The following is a 17,125-nucleotide window of genomic DNA, read 5'->3' on the forward strand; positions in this document are numbered from 1 at the left end:
TTCTAGAACTCTCTAACCGCTCAATTCACCTCTTCTTTTTCCGTACTGCACCGCCTTCTACCACATAACGAAATAGTGCATCTTCTGCACCACCGATCACATCTGTAACCTGAAACGTCGCTGCATCTCCCGACTTATATACACTCCCCGTCACAAAGCTGAACACCACACGATCATCTTTGCCCCAATATGGATTCAGCATCACAAATGTACTGCCGTTCACACCCTTTACCGCGCGGTTTCCATTGGCATTGTATAGGCTTTTCTGATCCATAGCCCAGCTCTGGGGATAGGCATCGAATAGATGTGTAAAGCTCGCACGATCGATATGTTTATTGGGTTTACCCCATAGATACACCCGATTGGCATCCACCGCCCAGCTTCCGGAAGGGGTTATTAACTCAAATGTTGATGCATCTGCCCCCTTGATTATCTGAAGCATATCATCTGGATGACCGAAAGGCTGGCTTGTCCGCACAACCTCGGCGCGATACACATGTTGCTGATCCTTGGAAAGTCCAAGATGCTCCGTCCCGGCAAACACTTCAAACTGTCGGGCATCTGCCTCGTCGACAGGGTATCCGTTGTAATACACATGATTGTCATCACGACCGAAGGGTCCGCCTAGTGGCTGGAAAGTATCTGGATCTGCTCCTTTTACAGTGCGCCACTGAAAGTATACACGTTCCCGGTCCCGTGCAAACTGCTCATCCAACGGTTCAAAGGTAGACCTATGCACATCCCGAACGAGATTATACACTTCCTTCGCCTCCCGATGAGCCGTACCGCCCCATTCTGTTTTATAAAAAATGGACGACGCAGTCTCAAACCAATTGCCTGTGATCTGCACAGCTCCGTCAGCACTGTGGTCATAATCAGGTTGCCACCAGCCAGGTACGTCGGGATGATGTTCACGCAACCATTCTCTTACCTCATCCTTTTCACCATTCGCATAGCGAAGAGAACTGGACAGATGGAACAGATGATCCTTGTCGGTACAATAGTTGTGATGAGCAATCACAGCATTCGTATCAATATCCTCAAATAGATGAAAATGCGTGCTGCTCTTCACATAGAGATAACGTTGGTCCTGAGCAAAGTAGGGCGTGTTCGGCAACAGACGAAAGCTGTTTGGATCGGAGTCAGGCACAGCCTGATCTTCCAGATAGACGTATTCGGAATCGCAGCAGTAATCTTCATCAATCACACGAAAAGCTTCCGTATCCCGGCTGAATAAACTCGCCTTGTTTTTGCGGGCATTGAACCACCATATTCCTTGACGATCACGGAGATACGCGAATGTCAGCCATCCCTTTGCATACGTAGAGATGACTTCAAAATCCCGAGTGGTAATGCCTCCTGTTATCGTCGTTCTCTCTCCATTATCATTCACATGTACGATCACCTGAAGGTCTTCATCCGCAATTAATGTGTCCATAACGTATTCACTCCCAACCATATAGGATCATATTCATCATAGGTTACCTGAACGTTGCAACGCACGCAAAATCTGATCCTGATGGGCCACTTTAATCGTGAACGCCGGCGTGTAAAGCTGCTGGATTAATTCATGGGGCAGCTCATCACCCGGTGTAGGCAGCAGCTGAAACAGCTGATAGAAATATAAACCACCTTCTTCATCAGATCCCTCATATTTGTAAGGTACCTGACAGGTAAGATAGGGAAGCTGCTCCAGATGGAGCTCTGCATTATGATCCATGCCAATCAACAGACTATCCCTGTTCAGGCGGGCATCTGTTGGAGCGGAGACCATTCCCGTGATGTCCTTCGTATCTTCTTGAGCAAACCCGTACACAACCCCCTCTTCTTCCTGCCTATGTTGATCCGATCGGGAAATACACGCATAATACAGGGCACGTAACGGAGAACGCGTTAACTCCAGCAAGTTGGTAGGCAACCCTTCATGATGGCACCATGCCAGCGTGTATTCACGTTCCCAAGCTCCTGCATCACTCGCCCGATCGTGAATATAGCCGTTCACGGTCTCTTCGTAATAAGCAGGATTATCCCGCAACAATCGGGCGAACCGGGGACGTAACAAGGATGAACTTAACGAGGGATACCTGCGATTCTCTCCACGAAAATAATACTGCCCCTCCGTAAGCTGTAGCTCCTCCATAAGGAATAGATACTCATCTAGTGATTGAACCTCATAGCACATCGTATTACGCACGGTCTTCAACTCCTCTGGCATCTCTTTTCTACTTTAACGATCCGCTCTCTTCACCGCTCTCACCGCTAGAACAGGTAAAAAAACCTCTTAGTTCAGCAATGCATGGATTGTTCACTTGTCAAAGAGTGTAGCCGAACTAGAATATATATGAAAGCGTTATATTCTGTTTTTATCTTCTGGGAGGTGCATGCTATGGGTAACAGGAAAGCGGTCTGGTTACTGATTTTTGCACTCACGTTCACCCTGTTTGGACTTCATCCTGAACGAACAAGCGCAGCAAGTGTCACGATAACCAACGGTACCGATTGGCTCGACACCGCAGGCAATCCCATCCATGCGAACAGCGGCAACATTCTACAGGTAGGTTCGATGTATTATCTGTACGGTGAACATGCGGTGGGCGGCAGATTCGACAGCGTGAACGTCTACACCTCCACCGATCTGAAGAACTGGACTTTCAGCAACGCCATCCTGACGAAAGATTCCGCAACCGAGCTGGCCTCCAGCAAGATTGAACGCCCCAAAGTCATCTATAATGCATCAACCAACCAGTATGTGCTCTGGGCACACTATGAGAATGGCACAGACTACAACCTCGGGCGTGTAGCGGTGGCAACGAGCAATACCCCAAATGGCAAATTCACCTATGAGGGCAGCTTCCGCCCACTCAATTATGAATCCCGTGACATGAACGTCTTTGTTGATACAGATGGCACAGGTTATCTGGTTACTGCTTCACGCAAAAATGGCGGTGCCAATGATTCGATGGCTATTTTCAAAATGAATGCAAGTTACACCGGAATACAATCCTTCGAAGGCTGGCTGTTCGAGAATGCCTACCGCGAAGCGCCTGCCGTTGTGAAAAAAGGAAACCGTTACTACCTCTTCACCTCCCAAGCCGCTGGCTGGTATCCGAATCAGGGGGCATATGCTACAGCAACTTCCATGGCGGGCCCGTGGACTGCACTTACACCATATGGCAATCCATCTGCCTTCGGTTCGCAGATTCATGATATTGCCACGATTACAGGCAGCAGCACCACATCCTACATCTACATGGCAGACCGCTGGAACCCCATGAGTATTGGAGAGCACAAACATATCTGGCTACCGCTAACCTTGAATGATTCGAATGGAACAGCATCACTAGAGTGGTATACAACGTGGAATATCGATGCAGCGACAGGCATCTTAACCCCACCTGTTCTCGTCAACCATGCACAAGGCAAAACAGCTACCGCCATCTCCACAGCCTCCGGCTCATCCGCATCCAACGTCAATGACGGGAACTACCAGACGTCTTGGGTAGCTTCCTCCAATAGCTGGCCTGCATGGTGGCAGGTGGACTTCGGCGCACCGAAGACGATCACGGAGATCGATACGTCCTGGTTTATGTATAAAGGTTCCGAGGGGTACTACAAATATAAAATCGAAATTAGCAACGATGGTATCAATTACTCCACATTGGATCGCACCAACAATCTGACCTATGGTTTCACCACGGACGCTGTGCATTTCACCGCACGTTATGTCCGAATTAATATGGTGAACGCCGTCTTGTGGAATAATCCAGGGAACTGGTACACCCCAACCCTGCACGAGGTCAAAATGTTGGGTCCAGCCACACCGGAAGCCACAGGGTACAGCCGCTTCAGTTCACACAACGTTCCGGATCGATACATCCGTCATGCCAACTACATCGCACGGATTGACGCTAATGTCTCTCCTGCGCTGGACTCCCAGTTCCGTGTCGTACCGGGTCTAGCGAGTTCCACGGGAATTTCACTAGAATCCATCAACTTCCCCGGCTACTTTCTGAAGCGCAACGCCAGCAACAAAATTGTACTTGAAGCCTACGCCGACACCACTGCCTACAAGGGAGATGCCACGTTTTTAAGCAGCCCTGGTTGGGCTGACAGCACCAAAGTTTCCCTTCAATCATACAGTCAGCCAGGATATTACATCCGGCATTATGATTATGTACTGCAGTTGGATGCTGTCAATGCAACTAGCAGCGCAACAGTGAAGGGTGATGCCACGTTTGGGCGGACTAATTTCTAAGAAAATGAATTGGAGATGAAAATTTAGGCTTAGCCAGGTTTGGTGGGTTGCGCGAAGCAATGGGAGGCATAACGTGCCGGAGACACAAACGCTGCATGAATTACAATAAATTATAGAATATATGCAAAAAAGCCTACTCCGATGGGAGTAGGCTCTTCTGCCAGTCTGATCTATCAAGGTTATTTGAAATTAGGATCAAACTTCATCATGTTCATTTTACCTTGTTCCTTATAACTCACATAGATGTTATCGGTGCTGTCTATGGTGATGTCTAGCTGAAGAGCATCACCAGTGGAGAACCCGGCAGATCCTACGGGTCTCCAGTCCATATTCTCATATTTCAACACAGTCACCCTGTTGCCGTTTGCTGCATCTCGATAAGCAACGTAAGGTGTTCCTTCGCTGTCAAAGGCCATATCCATGCTTACTTCTTGAGATGAACCCACCGAGAATCCGGGAGTGCTCACCTTTTCCCATGCTGTATCTTCTGATGGAGTGGAGTGCGGATATTTCCACATTTCAACACCATTGGAACTGCTCAGATAGATCATATAAGGTACGCCAGATGGATCCAGCGCGGATGCAGCATCCATATTCGGAGTTATTTGGTATGGATATAATTTAGGGTCTAATTGTTTCCATGACCCATCTGCCAGACTATATCCTGTTGCCACAGGGGTACTAGATGACCTGAATGGAGCAAATAAATACATGCCGTTGTTTGGTAATGGTGCGAGGAAGGCTCTTAGACCTGCGAATGCCTGTATTCTCGCTTCTTGTATCCGTCCCCTATCGCTATAATATCTCCATGACATGAGCATTGACGGTTCCGCAGCATTACCGACCAAAACACCTCTAAACATCAGAAAAGGATTATCATCCTTATCAAAGGTAATGAAGAAGCTATCATTAACTTTATCCACTTTTCTGCTCGCCTTTCCATCATTCCAACTAAAATCAGAGATAGTAGATACTGGTCTCCACCACTTATGTTCATCATTATAATTCTTAAAACTTACTTGACCTGAGCCATTCTTATAAGCAACATAAAGCTTGTCCTTACTGTCTATTCCAAGCGATATAGCTGAGCTCCCCAATCCTCCCGCTTTTTCAAGATCGCTTTGATTACCCAAGGGCTGCCACGTGCCTCCCTTATATTGCATTACAAATACTTCGTAATTGTCCTTTATATAAGCCACGTAAGGAGTCCCTTGACTGTCGAAGATGACATTGGACTTACTATTCAATTCCAACAAGTCACCTACTTGCAGCCATGATGTCATGGTCCACTTCGCGTACAAGGTGATGTTTGACGTCACCGGCGTCCCGAAGTCGTAGACGATCTCCAGATCGGGATCGCTGTACCATCCTTCAAATCGATACCCTGCCCACTTCAGCGCAGCAGGTGCCACAGCTTTGTCGCCAGTAACCACCGTCTGACTACTTACTGCTGCCCCACCGTTACTGTCAAAGTCCACCGTGCGGCTGTTGAATGTCCACTTCGCGTACAGCGCGAGGTTACCCGTCACCGATGTCGTGAAACTGTAGGCTTCATTCAGTCCAGCGTCGCTGTACCAACCGTTGAACGTGTAACCATCCCTTGTCGGTACGGCAGGCTCCGTAGCATTACCGCCGGTTTGCATATTCTGGTCAGCCACCAGTGATCCGCCGTTACTGTTGAAGGTGACCGTGTAAATAGCCGTCCATTTCGCGTACAAGGTGAGGTTGTTCATCACAGGTGTCGTGAAGCTGTAAGATTCATTCAGACCAGCATCGCTATACCAGCCTTCAAATACATGCCCTGGACGTGTCGGCGCTTCAGGAATCGTTGCCGTTTCACCCTCACTTACAGACTGATTACTCACTGACGTTCCACTGTTACTGTTGAAGCTCACTGTGTAGCTATTCTTCGTCCACTTCGCGTACAGCATTACATTCGCCGTTACACCTTCCGTGAAACCATAAGACCTCGTCATTTCGCTGTCGCTGTACCAGCCGCTAAATACATAGCCTTCCAGTGTCGGAGCACCCGGAGCAGTAGCCACGGCACCTTCGTTCACCGTCTGTTCTGTGACTACCGATCCGCCATTACTCTCGAAAGTTACAGTATAAGTATTCGGTACATAAACCGTCCACTTCGCGTACAACGTGAGGTCTCCCGTTACCACCATAGTCGTAAAATCATAGGCGTTCGTTAGCTCGCTATCGCTGTACCAGCCGCTAAATACATAGCCTTCCAGCGTCGGAGCAGTAGGGACCACCACCTTGGCGCCTTCGTTCACTGTCTGGGCTGCGACTTCCGACCCTTCATTGCTCTCAAAGCTTATCGTGTAAGGGATCAGCCACTTCGCATACAGTGTGAGATCCGCCGTCACTGCTGCAGCGAAGTCGTAAGCATTCGTCAACGTGTTATCACTGTACCAACCGCCGAATACATAACCATCTTTCGTCGGTTCAGTCGGCGTACTAATCGTAGCGCCAAACCCTACAGTCTGAGCCGGCACTTCTTCGGACCCACCATTACTGTCGAAATTTACGGTGTAGTCGTTCATTGCCCACTGAGCGGTAAAATGGACATCTTCGGCAGGCATCGTGGTCGGCGGCGTTGGCGACCAACCCGTAAAGCTATATCCCTGCCATGTCGGAGTGCCCAGACGCAACAGCATCGTTGCTCCGAAAGGAACATTATCCGTTTTATTTGCTGCTCCAGAACCGTTATAATCCACCGTCATTTGGTATACATCACGCTTATAATATACCTTTAGCGTCGTTTTGCCGTTGCTCGTGATTAGATCCGTCAGTACCGAAATACTGTCGTCCCGCACGAAGCCATCATAGGATCTCGGCTTGACGTCCGTCATATTCGCCTCGGTACCCGTAACTCCACGATACGATTCCGTATCTGCAACCGTATAGGTGTCACTTCCGATATTTTGCAGCAAGTATACGACCTGATAAGGCGTACCCTCTCTCCCCGTCCACTTCGCTGTATACGTAGTATCCTCAATCGGCATCGCACTTGGAACTTCTGGCGACCAACCGGCAAACGTATATCCCTGCCTTGTCGGCACAGGTATACGAGTAGCGATGTTCTTGCCAACGGCTTCTGTTACCGAGATTTGGGGCGCGCCGGCATAACCTCCAACGAAAGTCATTTTACGATTCGCCGGAGAGTAATTCACTCTGACGACCGTTGTGCCGTCACCCTTGATCAATACGCCGCTTACCATACCTGTCGAATATCCTTGCTCCTTAAACCTGTCGGAGCTGATGCGAATCTCCGTGTCCGTTGTTCCGGTCAAATTCTCCGTATCCACAGGCGGAGCCAATGTTCTGCTGTTCGGGTCTAGCACATAATGCTCAACGGTATACGGCGTATTCTTGTTCGCAATCCAGTGCGCATACAGTTTCCGATCCTCCGCAGCCATTCGGCTCGGAATCGTGATCTTCGTGCCGCCGGAAGCGGCCGTATACCAGCCGTCAAATGTGTATCCTGGATATACTGGGGTGACTACGTTAATAGGCGCGTTATACGGAGCCGCCACAACCTGGGTCACTCCGCCGTTCTGAGGATCCAGCTGAAGGATGTAGTCACCTACTCTGGCAAGCCAGCTTAACTGAATCGTACGCTTGAGCGGATCGGACGTGAACGACCCCGGCGATCCCTTCCAGGTGATAACCAGATTGCCATCACTCACCTGAATGTTCTTGTCCACCACTTCAATCATCCCGTTTGCTGCGTCATACTTGAAGTTTGGATTGTCCACCTGAATATCGAAATTCGAGCGATCATACGCTTTTTCATCCGTATCGCCTGTCTTCAAATCAAAGGTATTCATCGTGACCCACAACTCCGGTACAGCGATGGATGACGCAGAACCCGCCATGTTCACCTTGAGCGACTTATCCTGAGGATAGGCGAAGTCGTAGACGTTCTGTTCTTCTCCAATTGTATACAGTGGCCACTCTTCATCGACCAGCTCCACGCCGCCAGAGAGTGCGCCATCTCCTAATTGAGCACCGAGTTCAACCTCCAAATAGATGCCAATCTCAACGAAGAGGGCGCCTAGAGACTTCGTACTCTCCACCCCGCTAATATTTTTCAATTGATAATAGAAGTAGCCCCACAGATTCACATACACACCAGGTTCTACAGCAAGCCCGATACTATTCAACTTGACGCTTCCAATCCCCGCTTTGACCTCCATATGAATACCAGCTCGTAAACCGATCGTCCCCATCACATAGAAGGTAAATTGGTAATCTCCGTCTCCCGGCAAGCTGACCGTATTGCTCGAACCACTGAAACTCAATACGCGCAAGCTAACCGAGTAACGCTTGGCCATCTTATAGTAGAAATCTGCCCCCACCGTCAGGTTCACCTGGGCGCTGACCACAAACTCCGCTTCAAATTTGACTTCCACAATACCTAAAGCCACGCGTACGCTCTTTTCAAAGAGCTCCTTCTTGATTAACGGAACCCATTCCGTGTCTTGCTCCAACATCTCTTGATACTTTTCCTTCAACGATTCCGCATCTACGGCAGTATCCTGCACACCCGCCATTACCGCTTTAATCTGTGTCGCAATGTCCTGGACCTTTCCCAACCTGCCAGCGTTCTTCTCGCCCACCCAGTCATTCAGTGCATCATTTAACTTATCGCGTTCAACGAGAGCTATCTCTGCCGTGATATTCATTCCGGTATAGCTATAAGCATCCAGATTCGCCGTAATTACATAATCATCAATGCTGTACCAGTAAGGAATTCCCCACTTTTTCAGCCAATGCCCTTGCATATCCCCATTAATACCGAGATCCAGGCTCATCTCCTGGACGAAAGTACCCGTCATATGGATGACAAGTTCGCTGTCTTCATTGATATTGACAACAATATCGGCGCCCACTTGTAATGTAGCGCTTACGCCTGAGGTTCTGCCGTCAATATTTTTCAGCCTCGTGCCGAGTGAAGCAACAACGGTCAGGTTCTCCACACTTACCCGGCTCCCTTTACCGGCCGCTAGGGAGGACTGAGCCTTGATCTCCTGAATTTCCTTCGTCTCCATGGCGATATCAGACAGATAATCCGCGGCTTCATTGACGAATCCGCTGTCTCTCGCTTGCTGCTCAATTTGCTCTTCAAGCTCCGCGATCTGCTCTACCGATAACAGATCATCGCCGTCAATCGCTTGCTGCTGATAGATGTTGAAGACATTCTCAATATCCCCAATCGTGGCATCAGTATATTCGATGACGTCCATCTCAGCTTCAGGCGTAATCGAAGTGATACGTCCATAACCGACAATTCGAGAACCATCTTCAGCAAAGTTGCCTTCATAAAAGCCGATAAAGTCACCCACATCCACCGTGGTTAACTCATCCAAGCCGAAAGGCTCATACAGGCTGTCGCTGTAGTTCATCTGGGTATGCTCAACTGTGATGGAATTGTTGTTCCGATCTCCATCTGTGTCCGCTTCCACACTCACCGGCAGAACATCCGGCTTGAGCAATACTTGTTTGATATCCGCATGATCGTAGGTATAAGTGCTTCCGTCTACCGCTGTAATCTGGACATAGGCCACATCGCCGTCGTCAGCGCCGGTGGTTTCTAACGTGCGTCGATCGGGACGAACCCCTTGATATATGGCGACAGTATTGCCGACTTGAATCACGGTGCTGCCGGAATACACGAACGTTCCACTGCTCGCATTCGCCTCGGCAAGCGCATTTTCGCTACCGCCCACCGTCGTGGCAACTACCGAAATCTCAGGTGAACCCACAGCTTCGCCATTCAATATCATATCCGTGACATCCGTAAATGGAAGGTAGATCATGTTAGGGTTCAGCGGAATGTCCAGAACCTCTTGCTTAGCAACACTAAAAACGTAAATACTCGTCGTCGCATCCTGACCTTGGAAGGACAGGTTATCGCTATTCAACTTCAGTTGATACGTATTGCCTTCAACGAATCTTCCGTCTTCAGCTGCGGACGCTACCGTGAAAGCCCCGTTCCCGCCAGTGACGGTAATTCCAGCAAAGTCGGGATTCGCCGTGTCTGAGAAGGTCATATTCGCTTGAACCTCGGATACTGTCAGGTTGCCTGATGCATCGTTTACTGCAATCGTGAAGTCCGGTGCCACATCCAATACCGAATAGCTTGGTGTGCTCTGTACGGCATTATCTATGCTATCTGTATACTTCGCATACAACTTCATATCCTCAGTTAGCGTACTACCCTCTGCAAAGATGAGCGAGAAATCACTATCTGTAAACCACCCTTGGAATATATATCCCTCTTTTGTTGGAGCCGGCAGGTTATTTAGCACCTGGCCTTTTCGCACCTTCTGCGCAGCAATCGCCGTGCCTCCGTTGCTCTCAAACGTGAGCGTATACGCAGTGGAACCCGTACCTGGGTTACCTCCGTTATCTCCAGGCGTTCCGCCACCGTTATTACCGCCCGGTGACGGCGTTGGCGTTGATGTCACTGGTGATGTCGGTGTTGGTGTCACCGTCGGCGTTGGTTCAGGTGTTGGCGTCACTGGCGTTGAATTCTGCTGTTTCCACGCCTCTACAACTGCATTGTTGCGCATGAAAAGAACCGCAGCTTCCGAGCGAGTTGCTTGCGCACGCGGATGGAAGTTGCCCTTGGCGTCTCCGGTGAACACACCGGCTTGCCACAGCTTGACGACCGCGTCAGCCGCCCAAGGCGATACATTCGCGAGATCACCCGGCTCTGTCGTGACCAGATTCTCGGTCTGATATGGAATCTGTTCGCTTTCAAAATACCGCAACGTCATCGTTGCCATCTGCTCACGGGATACGGTGGCATTCGGCGAGTATTTATCTCCACCCGTACCGTCAGTAATCCCTTGCTTAACTGCCCATTCGACATACGGCGCATACCAACTGCCCACCTGTATATCAGCAAAGCTTGAAGTAGAATACGTCCCTGTATCTATCCCAGCCATCCGTCCGAGTGCCGTCACATACATGGCACGCGTCATTGTCCCTTTAGGTGAGAAGGTACTTGCAGCGGTCCCGCTAAGTATGCCCTTCTCCTGCACATGAACGACTGCATCGTAGAACCAATCCGTCGGACTCACATCCTGGAACCCGCTGGATGTGGTAACTTTGGTCTGTTGCATCGGCAGTTCAGCCGCTGCTGCCGATTGCGCTTGTAATATGGGCACGGCAGACACGATTAAGCTGATCACCAGCATCCACATCAGGACCTGACGGCTCACCTTCCATCCCTGTCTTACTTTTTTCACGTTCATTCATCCCTTCTATGTATAGATCAAACTAAAAAAATACCGTCCAAAATCTGTTGCTAACCAAGCTAATCAATAAAGCCAGACTAATAGCGGAAACCATTGACCCAGATGGGGATCATTGGTTTCCTCCGAGTCAGTTCGCCCGGCACGTGGAGATCAAGCGGGGAAATAAACTTTACATACAGACATGGCATTGTCCTAGCTGCGTTCAGCACGTTCGGAACATCAAAGTCAGCTAAACATCCGACTGGAGAGATCTGACTGCTTCTGGCTACGATGCTACCAACTTCACAGAATGAAGTCGTTCACCGATCTTTCTTATCAGTCGCAGTCGAATTATGACCGACACAGGCAAAACATGTCGTTTTTTCTTCCGTATTTTATCATGCGAGATAGGGACACTTGTGAATTATAAAGAAAACTTTAAGTAAGCAACTAATCGCAAACGAGAACATTATAGACATCAAAAATAGCGGCTAGGGAAGGTAACTCCCACACCACTAATTTTCATAAATTCTTTTAGCTAGTCTGTAGACCATCCAGATGATCCGTATCTAAACGATCCATATACCAGAATCAAATATATCAACTGCTCTTCCCCCAGAGCAGTCTTTGAGAAAGCAAAAAAATACTTCTATGCTTCTTGGAATTTAATGAAATAAAATTCTTCTGCTGATTCTTCGCCACATTGTGGGCGATGTGCCGGAAGCGCTGCCCACTTTCAAACTCGGGATCAAGTGCAATCGGGATGCCTTTATGTACGGAACGTATAACTTCTACATCGCTATGAATCACGCCTATCACACCGATATTGAGAATATCGATGATATCCTCCATCTTTACCGTTGCCGAACGAGCTTCCTGCCTGTCGGCCATATTAATGATGAGCTGCGGAGGAGCCTGAAATATATTTTCTAACAATCCGATTACGCGATCAGCGTCCTGAAGCGACGTTCGATGAGGGGTAGTGACGACAATAGCCTCATCTGCAGCTAAAGCTGTATTCCAGAATCCATTTTCAATGCCTGCCGCCGAATCAATCAGCACATAATCATAATCTTGGGCTATTTGCTGCACGACCTCGCGAAAAACTTGCGGATCATCGTGATGCATCACGTCGTTACTACAGGAGATGAAGAACAAGGTGCTAATTCGCTTGTCTTTGACAATCACTTGATGTAAAGCACATCGACCGGTCAGAAAATCGGAAATATGATAGTTTACCCTATTGCTCAAACCAAGCGGAATATCCAGATTTCTCAATCCAAAATCAGCGTCGATCAGGCAAACCCTGTTCCCCGATAAGGCAAGGGCAGTCCCCAGATTAGCCGTCACCGTTGTCTTGCCAACTCCACCTTTCCCTGATGTGATACATATAACTCGTGCCATTGGAGCCACTTCCTTCTTCAAGTACTAATGCGAGACAGCAAGACAACCATTTCTTCACGTGTTATCGTTTGATCCGGCTTGAATGTACCGCCCTCGTAGCATTAATCAGTTGCCATTTGATGAAATATGTCGTTATATCGACCATAGTGATTTTATCATGATGGATTAACCTACTTGAGAAACCTAAAGAAAACTTTAAATCCGTTCGTATTGGATCGTTAAATTCTTCGGAGAGATGGCACATCATTTTGACGAAGATGGAAAAGCGCGGAACTTCTGTTGAGGGATTTGATACCTTGAGTCAACTACGAAGCTAGAGGAATGAATAAAAAATGGGAAAATAGCGTCAAGTACTGCCCCAACGCGATTTTCCCATTTAGAAAAAACTATCCCAAACCCGGTTCGGGCAAATTACCCCTAATATTTTACGAATATCTCGCCCTATTTATGGTAGGCTACCATCCTTACCGCTGTATTCATGCTTGTGACACACTGGTAGCAACCAGCATATATCCACTCCCTCGAATCGTGATGATTCGTTCGGGATCAGCGGGGTCAGTCTCAATTTTTTTACGTAAATTACTGATATGTACAGCAACTGTCCTCGTATCTTCCAGACTTTCCATCCCCCAGATGAGTTGAAACAATGTGTCGACACTGACGACACGATCCACGTTTTGCGCCATATAGGACAACAGACTGAACTCTTTTTTGGATAAAAAGATAGGTTTACTCCCCATGTTGACGGACTGCGTGTAGAAATCCAGTGTCAAACCCGGTAACTCCAGCAGTTGTTCCCTTCTACCCGTTGATACTCTGCGAAGATGAGCCTTGATCTTGGCCATGAGAACTCCCGGACTAAACGGCTTGGTCACATAATCGTCGCCACCATAGGATAATGCGCTAATTTTCACTTCATCTTCTTCCTGGCTGCTCAGAAACATGATCGGCGCGCTGGTCAAGTTACGCGCATTTCTACACCAATCAATACCGTTTTCATTAGCCAGCAATACATCCAATACAATCAAATCGGGCTTGAACGTTGTAAGCAGCTCCATCGCTTCTGTCCCGCTATGACTGTATGTGGAGTTAAACCCTTCTCTGTCGCAATACACCTGAACAATCTCGCATATATGGGGATCATCATCGACGATCATAATTCTGTGATTTTGCATTCCATCATCCCTTTCCTTCGCTCCCGATACAAGGAAGCATCACATAGAATGTCGCCCCCATCTTACCGTCACTCTCCGCTCGAACCGTTCCTCCATGCGCAAGTACAATTTCCCTACAGATCGCTAGCCCTAGCCCACTGCCGTCTATTCCATTCCCCAAGCCCGGACGATCGTATCTGTAATTACGTTCAAAAATCTGCTCAAGCTGATCCGGAGGAATACCCATTCCAGAATCCTGTATGCTAATGTTCGCATGACGAGTATGATTCACCTCGACCACAGCTAACGCAATACGTATCAGCCCTCCCCTAGAGGTGAACTTCATGGCATTCGACAAGAGATTAAATAAAGCCTGCTCTACTCTTTTGGCATCCATCTCGACAACTGGCAAGTTAGATCGTGGATCCTCTGCTTTTTCAATATCCAAAATGAAATCCAATCCTGCATCACGTACAACAAGCTCATATTGTTCAAATAAATCATGCAAGAAGGGAATAATCTGAACCGGCTCCATTCGGTACGAGACTTGTCCGGTCTCCAAATGCGACAAAAAGGACAACTCCTCGATCATGCGGTTAATCCTTATCGTGTTATCTCGGATATACTTCAAATATTGTTCATTACGTTCCGGCTTGACTCTGTCCTGTATGGCTTCTACATACCCAAGCATGCTGGACAACGGCATACGCAGATCATGCGTAATATAGGCAAGAAGCTTCTTCCTTCCTTGCTCAGAGTGAAGCAACCGGTCATACGAAGTGCGGAGATTCTCATGGGCTGTAGATAAGGCCTGAGTTCGCTCCTGCACGGTCCGTTCCAGATTCATATTCATTTCGATCAGCTTGTCGTTAGCATACTGCAACTCACGTGAGATTCTCTCCTCATTGGATGCCGTCCTCGTAAATCTCGAAGAAAGCAGAATCATCTGTGCGATCGTAAATATCAATAAACCAAGCGGTGATGTATTTCCGATCAGCGACCATCCGTTGTAATATAAGAAATCGTTGACAACAGTGATCAAAGAAACCACCGACACCAACAGGAAGATCAACGCTCCCTCCATACGTCGCACAGCCATTCGAACCAGCCCGACCATCAGATACACCATATGTAGAACTACCATTACACCAATTACCAGCAAAAACGGAGTATAGATCAGCGCAGGGGTTACCACAACAAAGATACAAAATGCCCCCGTTGCGATCCGGGTGACAAAATGAAACCAGCGTGATACATAATTCGGAAAAATGCAATCAAAATACATCGTGATGATAAATCCACTGACACAAAGTGTCAGATACTCGATCTTGAACTGCAATTCCCAAGGGAATTGTGGCAGCCATTGTGTAAGGACAAGCTCACCGTTGAGTAAGGATCGGACACCGAGCAGTACAGCGAATAGGCCAAAATATAATGGTGCTCTGTCCTTGCGTCGCAGAATGAACAACAGCAGATTATACAAGCCAATCACCAGCAGACTTGACGTGATGAACATGTCGGCGGCAAGATTCAAATTGGTGTTGGTCGTTAGTACATCACTGCCGCCCAGCTCGATGTACTTGGTAATACCACCCCGATTATGTTGGAAGTTAGATACTTGCATCACCAACTCTAACGTATCGTTTTCAGGCTGAACAAATAACAGCTTCGTTGCCAGATGCGGGATCATACTGTTCTTGTCCTGACCAACCCTACCAACTTGTGCCAGGAGCTCGCCATTCACCCATAATTTATAAGCGTGAAAAATGCTGGGTAGCCGCAGAGCAAGACGCTCTTTTTGATCCTGCTCGCTTAGTTGAATAATCAGTCGATAGGTTGCATAGCCTGTCCCACCCAGCTTCTCTCCCTCTAACCGGTAGCCTGACCAAGAGCTAGGGATATTGATCCAGTGGGTCTGGTGTCCCTCCCTTGGTGAACGAACCCGTATATCCTCAGGCGACAACAGCTCTTGCCAGTAGAAAGCCCACTCCCCTGTTAACTTTTGGGGATTCGTACGGAGCTGAACCTGTGTTAGATCCAGAACACCTTCTTCACTTTGGAAGTTAGATGAATCCGGTGTAGAGAGAACGACATAGCCGGCAACCAAGCCAACAACAATGGCAGCAACGATATAAAACCAGATTTTACTATAACCGACTCGAAGAATCCCCCTCATGATGAACCCAACCCCATTCTACAAAAGCGCAATAAGTAAGCTGATTACCCAAATAATATCATCAATGCGGAAGAATGTACTCTGCAAATTTCTAGGAATAGCTTAGAGCAAACCTCAAGATCACGCCCCTTTGACAACCCTCGCTTAGCTGGCACGACACCACAAAAAAAGTATGCACTTTGTAGTGCATACTTCATGAACTATAGAGAACTATTAATGATGTCTGCGAATGCATCCCTATTGTACGTATCATCCTGTATGCGCCATTCTCCCTTATCCTGCAAAAAGGTGATATCGCCCGATAGCGGAATAGAATTGATCTCCTTTCCGTTCTCGTCTGTGAATTTCAGATCGAGCGTGTACTCCACCAGAATCCAGTCGCTCTTGCTGTCTTTGATCTTGGTTTCAATATTTTCAGGATGCAAGTTCGCTTGTTCGATGTGTGCAACCTGAAGAGGTAAGACAATATATCGATTAGCCATGTAAGCCTCATAATTTCTGGAGGTTAGGAATGGCTTCATAGTCTCTCCTTTGGCCAATAACCCTTCCATCTCTAACGTATCCTCATAGTCCTTGCCATCCACGGTGAGTTCTGTTGTCTTATACTCCAGCGACATTTCGAGCGCTTGTTGCTGCTCCTCCGCCATCGCCTTCTGATCACTCATATCACTCGGTTGTTCCGTTGTTGGTGGAGTGACAGGTTCAGTGGTTTCTGCTGGTTCAGATGGTGTACACCCCATTAACATGGCGGCGGAAAGAAATAATGTACCCATCACATAAACGAACTTACGCATGGTTAACCCCCTCCCTTTCTCGTCTGTATTACTCTCAATTATCCCTTTAATAGGATATAATGTCCAGTTATTGGACACATCCAAAC

General features: G+C 48.0%; 8 protein-coding genes and 1 pseudogene. 1 reads left to right on the forward strand and 8 read right to left on the reverse strand.

Translation table 11 applies throughout. The annotated features are described in order from the left end of the window. Positions 1-25: 25 nt before the first annotated feature. Both NLBNIHML_RS16690 and NLBNIHML_RS16695 read right to left on the reverse strand, forming a co-directional pair. Complete coding sequence (locus tag NLBNIHML_RS16690; protein ID WP_494352358.1) at positions 26-1,438, reverse strand: DKNYY domain-containing protein; 1,413 nt, start codon at positions 1,436-1,438, stop codon at positions 26-28. A gap of 36 nt (positions 1,439-1,474) precedes the next feature. After that, entirely contained in the window at positions 1,475-2,194 is a 720-nt protein-coding gene (locus NLBNIHML_RS16695; protein WP_494352359.1) for an FRG domain-containing protein, read from the reverse strand. Between the two features lie 192 nt (positions 2,195-2,386). On the opposite strand from NLBNIHML_RS16695, the gene NLBNIHML_RS16700 reads away from it, so the two are divergent. Beyond that, a complete protein-coding gene (locus tag NLBNIHML_RS16700; protein WP_494352360.1) occupies positions 2,387-4,255 on the forward strand; it encodes an AbfB domain-containing protein in 1,869 nt (622 codons plus the stop codon). 179 nt (positions 4,256-4,434) lie between these two features. On the opposite strand, the gene NLBNIHML_RS16705 is transcribed toward NLBNIHML_RS16700, so the two are convergent. From NLBNIHML_RS16705 to NLBNIHML_RS16730, 6 genes and pseudogenes are all read right to left on the reverse strand, one after another. Then, a complete protein-coding gene (locus NLBNIHML_RS16705) occupies positions 4,435-11,523 on the reverse strand; it encodes an InlB B-repeat-containing protein (protein WP_494352361.1) in 7,089 nt (2,362 codons plus the stop codon). Between the two features lie 588 nt (positions 11,524-12,111). Beyond that, the gene (gene minD, locus NLBNIHML_RS16710) at positions 12,112-12,915 is read right to left on the reverse strand and encodes a septum site-determining protein MinD (RefSeq protein ID WP_339257988.1); all 804 of its coding nucleotides are present in this window, start codon (positions 12,913-12,915) and stop codon (positions 12,112-12,114) included. A 17-nt stretch (positions 12,916-12,932) separates the two neighbouring features. Continuing rightward, positions 12,933-12,992, reverse strand: a pseudogene (locus NLBNIHML_RS16715) (hypothetical protein); the annotation flags it as partial. Positions 12,993-13,391: 399 nt separating this feature from the next. Beyond that, positions 13,392-14,090 (reverse strand): response regulator transcription factor, encoded by a 699-nt coding sequence (locus tag NLBNIHML_RS16720; RefSeq protein ID WP_339238782.1) that lies wholly within the window; start codon positions 14,088-14,090, stop codon positions 13,392-13,394. A 4-nt stretch (positions 14,091-14,094) separates the two neighbouring features. Continuing rightward, complete coding sequence (locus NLBNIHML_RS16725) at positions 14,095-16,245, reverse strand: sensor histidine kinase (protein ID WP_494352362.1); 2,151 nt, start codon at positions 16,243-16,245, stop codon at positions 14,095-14,097. Positions 16,246-16,445: 200 nt separating this feature from the next. Then, entirely contained in the window at positions 16,446-17,039 is a 594-nt protein-coding gene (locus NLBNIHML_RS16730) for a hypothetical protein (RefSeq protein ID WP_494352363.1), read from the reverse strand. Positions 17,040-17,125 lie beyond the last annotated feature (86 nt).

Source organism: Paenibacillus sp. JNU01 (assembly GCF_059130585.1).